The organism is Bacillus sp. BML-BC051 (genome assembly GCF_019656175.1).
Classification (GTDB): Bacteria; Bacillota; Bacilli; order Bacillales; family Bacillaceae_G; genus Bacillus_A; species Bacillus_A mobilis.
In genome coordinates this window covers 46,932-60,492 of the sequence record NZ_BPLI01000012.1, presented here as the reverse complement: position 1 = coordinate 60,492, position 13,561 = coordinate 46,932, and the positions used below count along the sequence as shown (strand labels likewise).

Genomic DNA, 13,561 nt, shown 5'->3' with positions numbered 1-13,561 from the left:
GATATATTTCGAGTTGCGCTGATATATTTTATTTCATAATTAACTGGTCCAACTTTTATGAGAAAAGGTAGTGATATTATGTGGACACAACAAATAATTAACACAAAACGTGGCACATTTGAACTCTTTACAAAAGGAAATGGCGAGCCACTTTGCATTACACATCACTATTCACAATTTAATGAAACTGGTGATTACTTTGCGGATGTTTTCACTGCTACGCATCGTGTATTCCTCATTAATTTACGAGACGCTGGTAACTCAGCAAAAGCCAATTCAGAAAAAGAATTAAGTATGATTGAAACAGTTCACGACTTAGAAGCAATACGAGAAGCATTGCACCTTCCAATATGGCATTTCGCCGGTCATTCAACAGGTGGTATGCTTGGACTTTTATATGCAATTACATATCCAAATTCCTTACAATCATTAGCCTTGGCCGGAGCTGCAGCAAGTAACTATACCGAAACACCATTTTGTATTTATCACCCCGCACATCCACAGTTTCATTATATGCAAAAGCTCATCGAAAACTTAAAAACCCCTCACCTTACAAATGCAGAAAGAAAAGAACTATCTACTAATAGGACAAAATTATCATTGTATAAACCCGAAAACCATAACTCTTATTTTAGTAAACCAATCCAAAAAACAATGTCCGCTAGTCGGATGAATGCTTTCGCCAATGAATATCCTTCATTTGATTTAAGAGAGCATTTATCTTCCATCCAAACAAAGACTCTCATTATATGCGGAAGACATGATGTACAGTGCCCGATTCAATATTCTATTGAGATGCATGATGGCATACGTAATTCTATCTTTGTGATATTTGAGGAGAGTAACCATTATCCTTTTTTAGAAGAATCCAGTCGGTTTACTTCTATTACTCAAGAATTTTTTGGAATTAAAAAGAAAATTAAGGACTAACAAAGGCAATAAGTCTAGGAAGAGAGAACAAATTTATTAGTGCTGTTTTGCTAAAGGAGGAAAATAGGGTGAAAGAAAAATTATTAAGAGTTGGAACGACTTATATTCCAGTTACCAACGTAGAGCTTTCTTTAAACTGGTATGTAAACAAATTGGGAGCAGAGTTGAACTTTAAAGACGAAGACAAAGCTATTATTAACTTTGCAAATCAAAGCTTTTTTCTAGTTAAATCCCAAGATAATCAAACCTTAAATTTTTTTGATTTTCACGGTGAAGAACGCTTTTCTATAACATTCGAAGTTAACGGATTACATGTACTAGAATCAATTCATAGTGAATTTATTGAAAAGGAAATTCTAGTTGGAGAGATTGAAAACAGAGGGCATGCTGGGAAGAATTTTGTTTTTTATGATTTAGATGGTAATAAATTTGATGTTTGGAGTGAATTAAGTCCTATTTTCAAAGAAAAATACCTAATATAGAGTGATTTTTTACAATCAGACGTAAGTATTAAATAACATAGAAAGATACGAGGCTTATTCCATTAAAGCCTCGTTAATGAATATATTAACCTTCAAAAGAAATATTTCACACTAAAAACAGCAAGAAGAACAAAAAAACCATCAAACCTACATCAATGAATATCGACTTTTTATCTCCTTCTTTTATACTCATCATAAAATTAGAAATTATTTTAATTCCAAAAAAGACCATCATAAATAACCCACCGAAATGATCATTTGTAGGGTCTTCATCATAAAACATTTGTATTGCACCAATAATTAATAAAATAAGTATGATATTGGTTCCAATCTTTAAAGCCTTGTTTAATTTATTATCTTTTAATGTATCTCCCAAAATGTAGCACGCCCTCTCATACTCCCCTATGTTTTATCTCTCTTTATATTTTAACATAAATTACCTATTATTCCCTTTTCGTTCAAGTAACATAAAAAACCTGCCGATTACTCGGCAGGTACATTACACGTTAAAGCGATAACCAGCTCCCCACACCGTTTCAATATATTGCGGGTGGGCGGGATCTCTTTCAATTTTTTCACGTAGCTTTCTAATGTGAACAACGACAGTGGCTAAATCGCCAGCTGAGTCTAGTCCCCAAATACGTTCAAATAACTGTTCTTTATTTAATACTTGGTTTGGATGCGTTACAAAGAATGTTAATAAATCAAATTCCTTCGTTGTAAACGCAATTTCTTCATTGTTTATAAAAACTTTTCTCGCTCGCTGATCAATAGAAATTCCGTGAATGTATAACGTATCGCGTTGCTTACTCACATTCCCTGATAATCTTTCATAACGAGAAATATGCGCCTTTACCCTTGCGACTAATTCACTTGGACTAAACGGTTTCGTTATATAATCATCCGCCCCTAAACCGAGTCCGCGAATTTTATCTATATCTTCCTTCTTTGCTGAAACAAGTAAAATTGGAATGTCCTTTATAGCACGTATTTGTTTACAAATTTCAAAACCGTTCATTTTCGGAAGCATAATATCTAAAATAATTAAATCATAATCTTCCTGAAGAGCCATTTGTAGACCTACTTCTCCTGAATGTTCTACATCGACTTGAAAATCACTAATTTCTAAATAATCTCGCTGTAATTCTGCAATACTTATTTCATCTTCTACTAGTAAAATTCTCTTCATTCTACTCACCACATTCCTGTACTTTTTTCAATGAGAAGAAAATACTTGTACCTTCCCCAAGTTTACTTTCCGCCCAAATTTCCCCGCCATGTTCTTCAACAATTTGCTTTGCTATCGCTAAGCCAAGTCCACTTCCACCTGTGCTAGAATTTCGCGATTGCTCTGCACGATAAAACCGCTCAAATATATACGGCAGCGTATCAGCTTCTATACCTGCCCCATTGTCCATCACTTTCATAATGACTGTATTGTTATCACTTAATACTGTTACAGTAATTTTCTTCTCTTCTTTATCCATGTATTTCACACTATTATGAATTAAATTGGATATCACTCTATTTATCTTTTCGCAATCGGCCGTTACATATAGTGGTGATGAGTGTAATTGTAAGTGCACTCCTATACCTTCCTCACTTAAATCCATCTGCATCTCTTCTAATAATTCTTGCATAAACATGTTTAATTCTATCGTTTCAAACTGAAAAGGAACCCGATTCAAATCAAGCTTCGAAAACAAAAAGAGCTCATCAATGAGTGTATCCATATGTTTTGCCTTCGTATGAATGGTCGTTAAATACTTATCCATTTTTTCTGGCGTATTTGCTACCCCGTCTTTTATACCTTCCACATATCCAATAATAGAAGTGATCGGTGTTTTTAAATCGTGAGATATGTTTGAAATGAGCTCTTTTCGATTTTCTTCATACTGTGTTTGCATCTCTATCGACTCTTTTAATTTCTTTCTCATTTCCTCAAACCCTTGATTTAATTGCCCGATTTCATCATGGGATGTAACTGGAATTTGAAAATCTAAATTCCCTTCTTTAATTCTCGCAGTCGCATCTTTCAATACAAAAATTGGTTTTATCACACTTCTTGAGACAAAATAGCTTACTAATCCAATGAGTAACATTGCTAACAGTAAAAGCGCTACGAATAAAATCGGAAATAATTTTTGTGTAAGATCGACAAATGAACTTTGCCTTTTTAGTACAAATATACTCCCTTCTTCATCTCCGGGAAAATAAAAATCAAATTTTACATATCGATAAAATGTATCGCCTAGTTCCGTTGTGCCACGACTATTAATATTTGCTGATTCAAATTTCGGAAGAGCTTCTTTTAAGGATATACTTTCAAATATTTTTGTAGAATAAGAAATGGTTTCTCCCTTTCTTACAACTATTTTCACACCTTCTTTTTCAAGCGATGAAACGAAAGATTCATCTAATAGTTGTGATTGATTTTTCTTTGCCGCTAATTTCAATTCAATATACGTATTCTCTTCTTCTGGCGTAAGCGGCTTTTGAATATAGGAACTTTTATAGAAATTTTTCACTGATTCCAAGTCTCCTGTTATGGAAAAAACAATTAAAAATCCCGTAACTAATATGAGCGTAATGGAAACGAGAATAACAGCAATGTAAGAGAATAAAAATCTTGTTTTAATAGACATATGTTACATCCTCACTTTAACAAACCATATTATTCATAAGCATAAAAATATATGTTCAAATACTCAAGCGATTTTATAGTAATTTTAGCGTCAGTTTATAAAAATTTAATGTTCTTATTTTACAGTTGAAATGAGGAGGTTGAAATTCCATGTTCAAAAAAACAGTAAGCATGATCTGTTGCGTAATTTTTTTGCGAGGATGCTCGCAAGAACAAGAAGTTAAAAAGGAGATGAAAAACATGGAGACAGCACTACTAACAGCTACCGAGAAACAAGAAACAACTACTGTTATCTCATTACTCAAAAAAGGGGCTGACATAAATATAACGGACAGTAAAGGACGTACCCCTCTTATGATTGCTACATACAAAAATGATGTAAAAACCGCAAAAGCGCTTATTGAAGCAGGTGCTGATGTAAATATTCCAGACAACGATGGTGTTACCCCGCTAGAGCATGCGCGCGCTCATAACTTTGAAGAGATAGAGAAAATTTTGTTAGAGTGACGTAAGTAAAAAAGCTAATTTTTGCCTTCCTCCCCCGCCCTATGCTACATTTAACCCGTTACTTCAATATTAATAAGGTGGGAATATACATGAACAAACCTAAAATTGGGATGATTGGACTTGGAAGTATTGCGCAAAAAGCCTACCTTCCAACACTTACAAAAGAAACAGATTGGAATTTTGTAGGGGCGTTTACACCTAATGCTGAGAAAAGAAAACAAGTTTGCCAGCAATACCGCATGCAAGACTTTCATTCTATCGAAACGTTAGCTTCAGAATGCGATGCAATCTTCGTTCATAGTTCAACTGCTACACATTATGAAATCGTTTCTGAACTTCTGAAAAAAGGAATCGACGTTTACGTTGATAAGCCGCTAGCAGCTACAGTAGAACAAGCTGAGAACCTAGTCGAGTTGAGCGAAAAGTATAATCGAAAGTTAATGGTCGGATTTAATCGCCGCTTCGTTCCTATGTATGTTGCTGCAAAAGAACAAGCTCATAATATTTCATGGATTCGAATTGAAAAGCATCGTACAAATAAAGTCGGGCCATATACGTACGACTTTACTATGTTAGATGATTACTTACATATCGTAGATACTGCTCGCTGGTTAGCTAATGATGACCTTAACGTCGTTCATAATATGATGCAAATGAATGAAAAGAATGAACTTCTGTACGGACATCATACATATACAACGCCAAGTGGGCTGTTACTTTCTACCGCAATGCATCGCCATGCCGGTACAAATTTAGAACAAATTGAACTTGTAACGACAGGGAAAATCATTCGCGTAAAAAATATGAACACATTTGAAGTTGAGCAGGAAAATGCAGTTTCTCAGATTGGTTCACCATCATGGGATACAACGTTAAAACAACGTGGTTTTGAAGATGTTGTTCATCATTTTATTGAATGTGTACACGGAGATACAAAGCCTGTTGTAGATGGATTAGAAGGACTAAAAACACAGCAACTGTTGCAATCTCTACTGGAGAATGTAAACAAAAATTAAAACGGATACATTTTTCAGAATTTACTTTCATTCCCATTTCCCCTTTATTTCTATCGCAAATTTCTATAGAATATGTTGATAGGAATTATAAATTTCATATTGAATCGTGGAAAGGGTGGGATTAACACATGTGGAACGAGTTTAAAAAATTCGCATTCAAAGGGAATGTAATCGATTTAGCTGTCGGGGTTGTAATCGGTGCTGCATTCGGTAAAATCGTTAGTTCTTTAGTAAAAGATATTATCACACCATTACTTGGTATGGTATTAGGTGGCGTTGACTTTACAGATTTAAAAATTACATTCGGTAAATCATCTATTATGTATGGTAACTTCATCCAAACTATTTTTGATTTCTTAATTATTGCAGCGGCTATCTTTATGTTCATTAAAGTATTCAACAAACTAACATCTAAAAGAGAAGAAGAAAAAGAAGAAGAACTTCCAGAACCAACAAAAGAAGAAGAACTTCTTGGCGAAATTCGCGATTTATTAAAACAACAAAATTCTTCTAAAGATAGAGCATAATTGAACGGATAAAAAGGCATGTCCCTCGGGGACATGCCTTTTCTATATGCTATAACGTTTCCGAATTCATATGAATAAATAAAATAATACCTGCAACCATAAGTACCATAATACTACCTGCAAATAGTGTAATACCCATGAACATTAAACTTGTGCTCATATCCATTGATACACTTTCAATAAAAATAGAAATTACATACGTGATAAGGGCAATTCCTGCAAGAATACTTCCTGGAACTAATCGCTTTAAGCCATTTTGTTTTAACGTCATATATGCAAAAATAGCAGTCATACAAAGCGTAATTATCCAAAGAACGATCATCTCTTTTCCCCCCTCACAAGCCTTTTCTTTCTATTATACATGACATTGCCCTATAATAGTTAAATTTGCACTTATGTGACATATAACAAGGAATCATACAATCTATAGAGAAGTCTTCCAAATAAGCTATATACTCGGGAGGGTTTCAATTGGAGGATGATATTGTAGGATACTTTAAACAAGTAGAGCGATTCGATTATATTACAATCGACTTAGACAAAAAGTTTTTTTATATCGAAGTTGTACAACTAGAAACAAATATAACTTTGCTAAAAGTATCACTTAACTTAGACAAGGATGAAACCATTATTGCTGGCAATGTGAAACAATACGATCCTTCTAGGTTAGAGCATTTAATACAAAATTTTACGCTCACTGCACAAACATGCCTTGAACATAATTTACGAAGTCCTGAAGAACTTTTTGCATTTTGGAAAGGAAATTGACCGCCAGAAAAATGGATATTTTTCATATAAATTGATATAATTACCATATATAAATATTCTTTATAAGGGAGTGTTTCATAATGATTTGGATTTCACTAATCGTATTAGCCTATTTCCTCATTCTCGTCCCAATACAATATAACTATATTAAGATGCTCAAGACAAAACAGAAAAAAATGAACATGTCACAAAACGAACTATATGACAACATGTCTTATGAAGAATCCCAAATACACTATCACTATCAAAGTAACGTATTTACAATACCTGCTTCGCTTGTCGCAAGTATTATTTATAGAGTGAAACATGCAGCATAATATGTATGCTGTAAAATTATTGTTTGAATCTGTTCATTCTGGTGAGCCTAATCCTACAAAAATGGATGAGCATTATGAAGGAAATCACGATACACTTTTTGAAGAAAGTATTATTCTTGTTAAAGCAAACAGTTTAGAAGAAGCACACAATCTAGGTGAAAAAATCGCTATGCAATCTGAGGATACGTACGATAACATGTATGATGAGCAAGTGAAATGGACATTTCGAAAAGTGTTGCATGTGTTTGAATTAGACGATACACCATTTGAAACTGGAAAAGAATTATACGCAAGATTTTTACACGTTAAGAAAAATGAAACGGTAGATACAGTCGTACAAAAATACTATCCCGAATACGAATAAAAGCTCACAGCGAATGCTGTGAGCTTTTTTATACTTACTTCGTTGAATCTCTAAATTGGATACGGTGAGGTAAGATAACAGTGTGATCTTCCACTTTTTCTTTGTTCATATACTTTGTTAATAAACGCATTGCTACTGCACCGATATCATACATTGGTTGTACAACTGTTGAAAGTTGTGGACGAACCATTAATGCAAGGCGTGTATTATCGAAACCAAGTACTTCTACATCAGTTGGTACGTTCAATCCAGCGTCTTGTGCTGCATGGATTACACCTAGTGCCATTTCGTCAGAAGATACGAAGATTGCTGTTGGCTTTTCATCACTGCTCCAAAGTTTTTCGAATGCTTCGATACCTGAATCATATGTGTAATCTCCATCGATTATAAGATTTTCATCATATGAAATACCTGCTTCTTCTAAAGCCTTTTTATAACCTTGTAACTTCTTCGCGCTTCCCGCTTTATCAATGAAAGGACCAGAGACGAAACCGATACGCTTATGTCCTTGCTCAATAAAGTGCTTCATTGCGTCGTAAGCTGCTTGTGTATAATCAATATTTACTGATGGCGTTTCATTTTGCTCATCAAATGACGCTGCTAATACGATTGGTACTGGAGACTTTTTGAATTCTTCAATATGAATATCTGTAATATCTTCACCCATGAAAACAATTCCGTCCACTTGTTTTCCAAGCATCGTATTTAATAAATGGAACTCTTTCTCTTTGTTTTGGTCAGAGTTACTTAAAATGATGTTATATTTGTACATTGTTGCAATATCTTCAATTCCACGAGCAAGTTCTGCATAAAATGTATTTGAGATATCAGGAATAATAACACCTACTGTAGTTGTCTTCTTACTTGCTAGTCCACGTGCTACCGCATTCGGGCGGTATCCTAAACGATCAATTGCTTCTAATACTTTCTTTCTTGTTGTAGGCTTTACATTTGGGTTACCGTTCACAACGCGTGATACGGTAGCCATTGAAACGTTCGCTTCGCGCGCTACATCATAGATTGTTACGTTCATCTCATCGCACACTCCTTCTATTTTTGTTATCTATTTTTATGTATCGGTTACTTGAATGAAAAAAAGACATCAACTCTATTTGCAGATGCCACCAATCGTCCCGAGTTCTTCCTTTTACTAATGATACGATAAAAACGCAGGCTCATACAATATTTTCCCGCAAAAGTTTCGAAAAAATTCGCTTCTTTTCTCGTATTTTCGTATTTTTTATGAAAAAAAGGGTAATTTTTGTAAAAATATAGATATTCCATACGTAGAAACCTTATTTTAAGCAGTACGATAGTAAATGAAATTTATATCGGCGATTTTTCAAATATATCGACCGCAACTCGAAATATATCAGCGATTTTCCAAATATATCGATTACAACTCAAATTATATCAGCGATTTTTTAAATATATCGACTTACCGACAGAAACCGACAATGATATTCATTTGTTGCACTGAATCTGGAGGTGCGCGGCGCCCTGTAGAATGCGTTATATCAAGAACGACAGGGGTAAATATATTTCTTCCTTTAAAATTGGTACAGCGGAAATATGACGTGCTCTTTCCCATCGTACATTTTCACTTACAATAAAAAAAGACAGTTTAAACACTGTCTTTTTTTATAAGAAGGAAACGAATGGTTTATCGCCGTTTTTCTCTTTTATAATAATTGCCTCGATTTTACTCTCAGACTTTATCTGCAATTGTACTTTTGCATCTTTAGGTAACTGTTCTAACATACTTTGAGCAGCCAGTTGAGTAAGAGCCATTAATTCTGTTTTACCATTATATTTAATAACAATATTCATATCCAATGTATCCATTTGATCTTTCTTATAAGAAACTTTAGCATTTACTGGGATAAAATCTCCAGGAGAAAAATCTTTCATTGCCTTAGCAAAGTCACCTATTTTTTTATTATCTTCTCCATGTGCTTGTGTAAATTCATCAGAAGGATATGAATACGCTCTTTCTTCAATCGTATTCCAATTTCCAAGGTTCGTATCATTCTTTTGAACGGTAGCACTAGCAATATACGTACCATTTTTTAAAGAACTTGTACTTTCTTGCTTAAAGATAGCAAACGTAATTGGGGATTTATTATACTTGTCATTTTTATGAATAGCTTCAATAAGTTGCTTGGCAACTTCAGTCCCCTTAGACATTGCTTCTTCATTGGATACACTTGAAGACATAGCTAACCCAATTACAACGCCAGATAAACTTAATTCATTTGAATTCTGTTTCCCGAAATAGTCTTGTTCTATAATATTTGTCAAAACGGGCGCTTCTACTTTTGCAACTAGCTCATCAATTAACTTCTCTGGAATATACTGATTTAATTGAAGCACATGATTTTCTGTATCAAATTGCTCTTTTGCAATATTCATTAAACCATTTTCATACTCTGCTAAATCTAATTTAGAATTTGTTTTTACATTAGCTGTATTTATAACCTTTTGTTCTTTTAAAGGAATTACAGTTCTATAATAATCTTTAGAAACAGCAGTTCTCGGAATCATACTTTTTTCTTTCGTATCTTTCTGTATAACTTCATCCTTCTTACTAATCGTATCATTACTACAAGCTCCTAGTAATAAACTTACGACTGCGAAGGATAATGCCATTTTCTTCATTACTTAAAACCTACTTTCAACAATCTAGTTATTTAGTTTGAACTATTAACAGTTTACCATTAAATATATTTCAACAAAAACAAAAAAAAGAAGCAAGCACCTTTCGCTTGCTTCTTTTTACTTAATATTCTCTTCTAAAGCATCTTTTTTAATGTTCCAATGAGACGTATTCCATACTACCATCCCATCTTTTATGTATAACACTTGCGGAGATTCATGTTTAATGCTGTATTGTTCTGCAACACGGTTTGAAACATCTCTCGCATCTTGTACGTATAAGTAATACGCTGGTACCGCTCTTTCTTCACTACAATAAGCTTGAAATTCTGTATAGGCACCATGACTAATCGGGCATGTCGTACTATGTTTAAAAAGAACATACGGCTCGTTTTTTTCTACTAATACTTCCAGCTCTTCAATTGTTTCAACTTTTGTCATATTCATCACGATTCACCTCTCATACGAAGTCTAGAGCGCTTCTCTTTCTTTTCAGCTTTTTTCTCAAGTCTTTCTAATTTACGTTCTTCCTTTTCAACCTTTTTCTCTTGTCTTGTCGCACGATAATGATTGTATACTTCAATTGCTGCGCTGCTCCACTGTACAACTTGCGCTACTTTATCTGCATTGTTTTCAATTTCGTCTGTAACAGACTCTGATACATTACGAAGTTTCGTATTTAAAGAATGGATTGTCGTTCCAATTCCATCTACACCCGATACTACCTTATTTAATGATTGTGACTTCTGTTGAATGTCATCAGCTAACGCATTTGTTTTATGTAATAATTGCTCCGTCTCTACGCTAATCCCTTGCATTTGCTTTTCTAAACCTTCTAACGTGCTCGCAACGTTTTCTAACGTCTTTTGAACCGATAACAACGTTCTGCATACATACACTACTAATACAGCGAAAGCAACCGCGATAATAGCCGCACTTACATATAAAAGAACTTGCATTTCATCACTTCCTTTATCTTTTTCATACTTTCTCCTATTATACAATCATTTTCCGTTTCGTTCTAATCCTTATCTTTTCATTAGAATTTTCATACTTATTCGTTAACTTTAACATAAATGATTCAACAAATTCCACTAAGTAGGTTACAATAGGAGAGGATACATAATTAGTAGGGAGGCTTTACATATGAAAGATCCACGCATTGAAAAGTTAGCATACAATTTAATTAACTACTCTATTCGCTTACAAAAAGGCGAAAAAGTATTAATTGAAAACTTTGGCTTACAAAAAGAACTTGTAACTGCACTTGTAAAAGAAGCATATGCAGCTGGTGGTTTCCCATTCGTTTCTTTAAAAGATCATCAAGTAGATCGCTCTTTATTAATGGGTGCTACTGAAGAACATTTTGAACAAATCGCTGCATATGAAGCAAGCGTAATGAAAGATATGGACGCTTATATCGGTCTTCGCTCTGGCGATAACATTAACGAACAAGCTGACGTACCAAGTGAAAGAATGCAAATTCACGGTCAAACAGTTGGTAAAAAAGTTCATAGAGACATCCGCGTTCCGAAAACGCGCTGGGTTGTTCTTCGCTACCCAAATGCTTCTATGGCACAGCTTGCTAAAATGAGCACAGAAGCTTTTGAAGACTTCTACTTCGAAGTTTGTAACTTAGACTACGGTAAAATGGATAAGGCAATGGATAGCCTTGTTACATTAATGAATAAAACAGACAAAGTTCGTTTAACTGGCCCTGGAACTGACTTAACATTCTCTATTAAAGACATTCCAGCTATTAAATGCTCAGGTCATTTAAATATTCCAGACGGTGAAGTATATTCTGCACCAGTTCGCGATTCTGTTAACGGTACAGTTTCTTACAACACACCATCGCCTTACAACGGTTATACATTTGAAAATGTACAACTTAAGTTTGAGAACGGTCAAATCATTGAAGCAACTGCAAACGATACAGAGCGCATTAACAAAATCTTCGATACAGACGAAGGCGCACGCTTCGTTGGTGAGTTCGCAATCGGCGTAAACCCATACATCTTACATCCAATGGGAGACATCCTATTCGATGAAAAAATCGATGGCAGCTTCCACTTCACTCCTGGACAAGCTTACGACGATGCATGGAACGGCAACAACTCGAACATTCACTGGGATTTAGTATGCATCCAGCGCCCTGAATACGGCGGCGGCGAAATTTACTTTGACGACGTACTAATCCGTAAAGACGGACGCTTCGTTGTACCTGAATTAGAAGCTTTAAACCCAGAGAACTTAAAATAATATAAAGAAACGCTCGGAATTTCCTCCGAGCGTTTTTCTATTAATACTTTAATAAATCTTTCGCCACATCTTCTGGCACTTTAAAACTCATTTTCTTATTTTTCATTTCAACTTCAACATACGGGACATCTTTATATACTGTCATCGTACCTATTTCATGTAACTTCTTTTTATCTTTACTTGACTCCGATAATTTTGTTGTATCTTCTTGATACATTTTAAATGTTTTCCCTTGCGGAGTATCTAAAGGCGCCGACTGCATTTCCCATTTATCCATTTTCATGACTTCAAACAGCTTTTCAATTTCTTTCTTATCGGTAATTACTTTCTTCTCACTTGAATCAGTCAGTGATTCAATTTCAACCTTTTGTGCCTTATCAAAGTTCATATCAGCTTTATCCTTCTTCGCACTACACCCTATTACAAGAAAGGATGCTGTTAGCAGAAATATAAACAACATACAGGTTTTCTTCATTTCTAATCCTCCTGTACTACATAGAGCTACTTTTCTCACTTTTTCTTTGCTGAAAATGAAAATAATATAAAAGCACCACTGCAATAGTACCTATTAATATCGGTACATATAAGGGCAGCTCCCATTTCATATATACTCTAGTACAACCAACAAGCACAAACAAAATTTCCAAACAAAACAAAGGTTTTACATATTTCATTTCTTACCTGCCATTTGTATTTTTACATGTGGATTCTCTTTCTCAATAAGCGCTAAAAATTCATTCATATGTTGCGGCATCGCAACCATATGTACTTTATACGCATTCGTCGTAATTTCAAGATTTTTCCCAACTTGGCGAATGATTCTTATCTCTTTCAATACGATATCATCATTTAAAATACCGTACTTTAATACACCATTTTCTACTTTATGCTGTTTAATAAATACTTCCCAAACGAGTGGTACATTTACAAGGAAGCATAAACCCATCCCAATTAACGCTGACATCCACTGCTCTTTATTTGTGAAAATCATGACAAATGGATATACAAACATAAAAGCTAACGTGAGACAAACGAAAATGACTACCGATTTACTTCTTTGAATCGGAATGTTCATACACGCACCCCCTC

General features: G+C 34.5%; 20 protein-coding genes and 1 pseudogene. 9 read left to right on the top strand and 12 right to left on the bottom strand.

Annotation, left to right across the window (positions count from 1 at the left end; all coding sequences use genetic code 11):
- Positions 1-57 precede the first annotated feature (57 nt).
- Positions 58-930, top strand: coding sequence for an alpha/beta fold hydrolase (locus tag K5S59_RS05195; protein WP_098258125.1), 873 nt, complete (start codon positions 58-60; stop codon positions 928-930).
- Between the two features lie 68 nt (positions 931-998).
- Positions 999-1,412, top strand: coding sequence for a VOC family protein (locus K5S59_RS05190; protein ID WP_000660174.1), 414 nt, complete (start codon positions 999-1,001; stop codon positions 1,410-1,412).
- Between the two features lie 106 nt (positions 1,413-1,518).
- Here the strand turns inward: K5S59_RS05190 and K5S59_RS05185 are convergent, their stop codons facing one another.
- The 3 genes from K5S59_RS05185 to K5S59_RS05175 form a co-directional block, all read right to left on the bottom strand.
- Positions 1,519-1,788 (bottom strand): hypothetical protein, encoded by a 270-nt coding sequence (locus K5S59_RS05185; protein WP_002073200.1) that lies wholly within the window; start codon positions 1,786-1,788, stop codon positions 1,519-1,521.
- Between the two features lie 123 nt (positions 1,789-1,911).
- The gene (locus K5S59_RS05180) at positions 1,912-2,601 is read right to left on the bottom strand and encodes a response regulator transcription factor (protein ID WP_000821767.1); all 690 of its coding nucleotides are present in this window, start codon (positions 2,599-2,601) and stop codon (positions 1,912-1,914) included.
- Between the two features lies 1 nt (position 2,602).
- A complete protein-coding gene (locus K5S59_RS05175; RefSeq protein ID WP_000023894.1) occupies positions 2,603-4,057 on the bottom strand; it encodes a sensor histidine kinase in 1,455 nt (484 codons plus the stop codon).
- A gap of 149 nt (positions 4,058-4,206) precedes the next feature.
- On the opposite strand from K5S59_RS05175, the gene K5S59_RS05170 reads away from it, so the two are divergent.
- The 3 genes from K5S59_RS05170 to mscL all read left to right on the top strand — a co-directional run bounded on the left by K5S59_RS05170 (position 4,207) and on the right by mscL (position 6,106).
- On the top strand, positions 4,207-4,563 hold the full coding sequence (locus K5S59_RS05170; RefSeq protein ID WP_120450934.1) for an ankyrin repeat domain-containing protein: 357 nt from the start codon (positions 4,207-4,209) through the stop codon (positions 4,561-4,563).
- Between the two features lie 89 nt (positions 4,564-4,652).
- The gene (locus K5S59_RS05165) at positions 4,653-5,579 is read left to right on the top strand and encodes a Gfo/Idh/MocA family protein (protein ID WP_212981829.1); all 927 of its coding nucleotides are present in this window, start codon (positions 4,653-4,655) and stop codon (positions 5,577-5,579) included.
- 128 nt (positions 5,580-5,707) lie between these two features.
- Positions 5,708-6,106: a large-conductance mechanosensitive channel protein MscL gene (gene mscL / locus K5S59_RS05160; protein ID WP_000266996.1), complete on the top strand. Its 399-nt coding sequence runs from the start codon at positions 5,708-5,710 to the stop codon at positions 6,104-6,106.
- A gap of 49 nt (positions 6,107-6,155) precedes the next feature.
- On the opposite strand, the gene K5S59_RS05155 is transcribed toward mscL, so the two are convergent.
- The gene (locus K5S59_RS05155) at positions 6,156-6,428 is read right to left on the bottom strand and encodes a DUF3917 domain-containing protein (RefSeq protein ID WP_000636600.1); all 273 of its coding nucleotides are present in this window, start codon (positions 6,426-6,428) and stop codon (positions 6,156-6,158) included.
- A gap of 149 nt (positions 6,429-6,577) precedes the next feature.
- Here K5S59_RS05155 and dhp61 point away from each other — a divergent pair, with 149 nt between their 5' ends.
- The 3 genes from dhp61 to K5S59_RS05140 all read left to right on the top strand — a co-directional run bounded on the left by dhp61 (position 6,578) and on the right by K5S59_RS05140 (position 7,555).
- Entirely contained in the window at positions 6,578-6,874 is a 297-nt protein-coding gene (gene dhp61, locus K5S59_RS05150) for a protein Dhp61 (protein ID WP_063260682.1), read from the top strand.
- Between the two features lie 80 nt (positions 6,875-6,954).
- On the top strand, positions 6,955-7,191 hold the full coding sequence (locus tag K5S59_RS05145; RefSeq protein WP_000637907.1) for a DUF3949 domain-containing protein: 237 nt from the start codon (positions 6,955-6,957) through the stop codon (positions 7,189-7,191).
- A gap of 1 nt (position 7,192) precedes the next feature.
- Positions 7,193-7,555, top strand: coding sequence for a DUF4288 domain-containing protein (locus K5S59_RS05140; RefSeq protein ID WP_002073192.1), 363 nt, complete (start codon positions 7,193-7,195; stop codon positions 7,553-7,555).
- Positions 7,556-7,589: 34 nt separating this feature from the next.
- Here the strand turns inward: K5S59_RS05140 and ccpA are convergent, their stop codons facing one another.
- The 5 genes and pseudogenes from ccpA to K5S59_RS05120 all read right to left on the bottom strand — a co-directional run bounded on the left by ccpA (position 7,590) and on the right by K5S59_RS05120 (position 11,169).
- Positions 7,590-8,588 (bottom strand): catabolite control protein A, encoded by a 999-nt coding sequence (gene ccpA / locus K5S59_RS05135; RefSeq protein WP_001103291.1) that lies wholly within the window; start codon positions 8,586-8,588, stop codon positions 7,590-7,592.
- A gap of 459 nt (positions 8,589-9,047) precedes the next feature.
- A pseudogene (locus K5S59_RS30650) lies at positions 9,048-9,127 on the bottom strand (hypothetical protein); the annotation flags it as partial.
- A 69-nt stretch (positions 9,128-9,196) separates the two neighbouring features.
- Positions 9,197-10,213, bottom strand: a complete 1,017-nt coding sequence (locus K5S59_RS05130; protein WP_000738016.1) for a CamS family sex pheromone protein — start codon at positions 10,211-10,213, stop codon at positions 9,197-9,199.
- A gap of 117 nt (positions 10,214-10,330) precedes the next feature.
- Positions 10,331-10,657 carry a bacillithiol system redox-active protein YtxJ gene (ytxJ, locus tag K5S59_RS05125; protein WP_001057490.1) on the bottom strand — a complete coding sequence of 109 codons (327 nt, stop codon included), beginning with the start codon at positions 10,655-10,657 and terminating at the stop codon, positions 10,331-10,333.
- Positions 10,657-11,169, bottom strand: a complete 513-nt coding sequence (locus tag K5S59_RS05120; RefSeq protein ID WP_001197726.1) for a DUF948 domain-containing protein — start codon at positions 11,167-11,169, stop codon at positions 10,657-10,659. Before K5S59_RS05120 ends, ytxJ begins: the two co-directional genes overlap by 1 nt.
- Positions 11,170-11,356: 187 nt before the next feature.
- On the opposite strand from K5S59_RS05120, the gene K5S59_RS05115 reads away from it, so the two are divergent.
- Entirely contained in the window at positions 11,357-12,472 is a 1,116-nt protein-coding gene (locus K5S59_RS05115; RefSeq protein ID WP_120450935.1) for an aminopeptidase, read from the top strand.
- A 40-nt stretch (positions 12,473-12,512) separates the two neighbouring features.
- Here K5S59_RS05115 and K5S59_RS05110 read toward each other — a convergent pair whose 3' ends face one another.
- Genes K5S59_RS05110 through K5S59_RS05100 form a run of 3 tightly spaced genes read right to left on the bottom strand, consistent with a single transcriptional unit; the run spans position 12,513 to position 13,547 of the window.
- On the bottom strand, positions 12,513-12,947 hold the full coding sequence (locus K5S59_RS05110; RefSeq protein ID WP_120450936.1) for a hypothetical protein: 435 nt from the start codon (positions 12,945-12,947) through the stop codon (positions 12,513-12,515).
- 16 nt (positions 12,948-12,963) lie between these two features.
- Complete coding sequence (locus K5S59_RS05105) at positions 12,964-13,146, bottom strand: hypothetical protein (RefSeq protein ID WP_120450937.1); 183 nt, start codon at positions 13,144-13,146, stop codon at positions 12,964-12,966.
- The gene (locus K5S59_RS05100; RefSeq protein WP_120450938.1) at positions 13,143-13,547 is read right to left on the bottom strand and encodes a PH domain-containing protein; all 405 of its coding nucleotides are present in this window, start codon (positions 13,545-13,547) and stop codon (positions 13,143-13,145) included. The genes K5S59_RS05105 and K5S59_RS05100 overlap by 4 nt, the downstream gene beginning before the upstream one ends.
- Between the last annotated feature and the right edge of the window lie 14 nt (positions 13,548-13,561).

Excerpts from the sequence above, each read along its gene's own strand:
- K5S59_RS05195 (WP_098258125.1), top strand. The coding sequence starts at position 58 with ATGAGAAAAGGTAGTGATATTATGTGGACACAACAAATAATTAACACA.
- K5S59_RS05180 (WP_000821767.1), bottom strand. The coding sequence starts at position 2,601 with ATGAAGAGAATTTTACTAGTAGAAGATGAAATAAGTATTGCAGAATTA.
- K5S59_RS05175 (WP_000023894.1), bottom strand. The coding sequence starts at position 4,057 with ATGTCTATTAAAACAAGATTTTTATTCTCTTACATTGCTGTTATTCTC.
- K5S59_RS05170 (WP_120450934.1), top strand. The coding sequence starts at position 4,207 with ATGTTCAAAAAAACAGTAAGCATGATCTGTTGCGTAATTTTTTTGCGA.
- K5S59_RS05165 (WP_212981829.1), top strand. The coding sequence starts at position 4,653 with ATGAACAAACCTAAAATTGGGATGATTGGACTTGGAAGTATTGCGCAA.
- mscL (WP_000266996.1), top strand. The coding sequence starts at position 5,708 with ATGTGGAACGAGTTTAAAAAATTCGCATTCAAAGGGAATGTAATCGAT.
- K5S59_RS05155 (WP_000636600.1), bottom strand. The coding sequence starts at position 6,428 with ATGATCGTTCTTTGGATAATTACGCTTTGTATGACTGCTATTTTTGCA.
- K5S59_RS05145 (WP_000637907.1), top strand. The coding sequence starts at position 6,955 with ATGATTTGGATTTCACTAATCGTATTAGCCTATTTCCTCATTCTCGTC.
- K5S59_RS05140 (WP_002073192.1), top strand. The coding sequence starts at position 7,193 with ATGTATGCTGTAAAATTATTGTTTGAATCTGTTCATTCTGGTGAGCCT.
- ccpA (WP_001103291.1), bottom strand. The coding sequence starts at position 8,588 with ATGAACGTAACAATCTATGATGTAGCGCGCGAAGCGAACGTTTCAATG.
- K5S59_RS05130 (WP_000738016.1), bottom strand. The coding sequence starts at position 10,213 with ATGAAGAAAATGGCATTATCCTTCGCAGTCGTAAGTTTATTACTAGGA.
- ytxJ (WP_001057490.1), bottom strand. The coding sequence starts at position 10,657 with ATGAATATGACAAAAGTTGAAACAATTGAAGAGCTGGAAGTATTAGTA.
- K5S59_RS05120 (WP_001197726.1), bottom strand. The coding sequence starts at position 11,169 with ATGCAAGTTCTTTTATATGTAAGTGCGGCTATTATCGCGGTTGCTTTC.
- K5S59_RS05115 (WP_120450935.1), top strand. The coding sequence starts at position 11,357 with ATGAAAGATCCACGCATTGAAAAGTTAGCATACAATTTAATTAACTAC.
- K5S59_RS05110 (WP_120450936.1), bottom strand. The coding sequence starts at position 12,947 with ATGAAGAAAACCTGTATGTTGTTTATATTTCTGCTAACAGCATCCTTT.
- K5S59_RS05105 (WP_120450937.1), bottom strand. The coding sequence starts at position 13,146 with ATGAAATATGTAAAACCTTTGTTTTGTTTGGAAATTTTGTTTGTGCTT.
- K5S59_RS05100 (WP_120450938.1), bottom strand. The coding sequence starts at position 13,547 with ATGAACATTCCGATTCAAAGAAGTAAATCGGTAGTCATTTTCGTTTGT.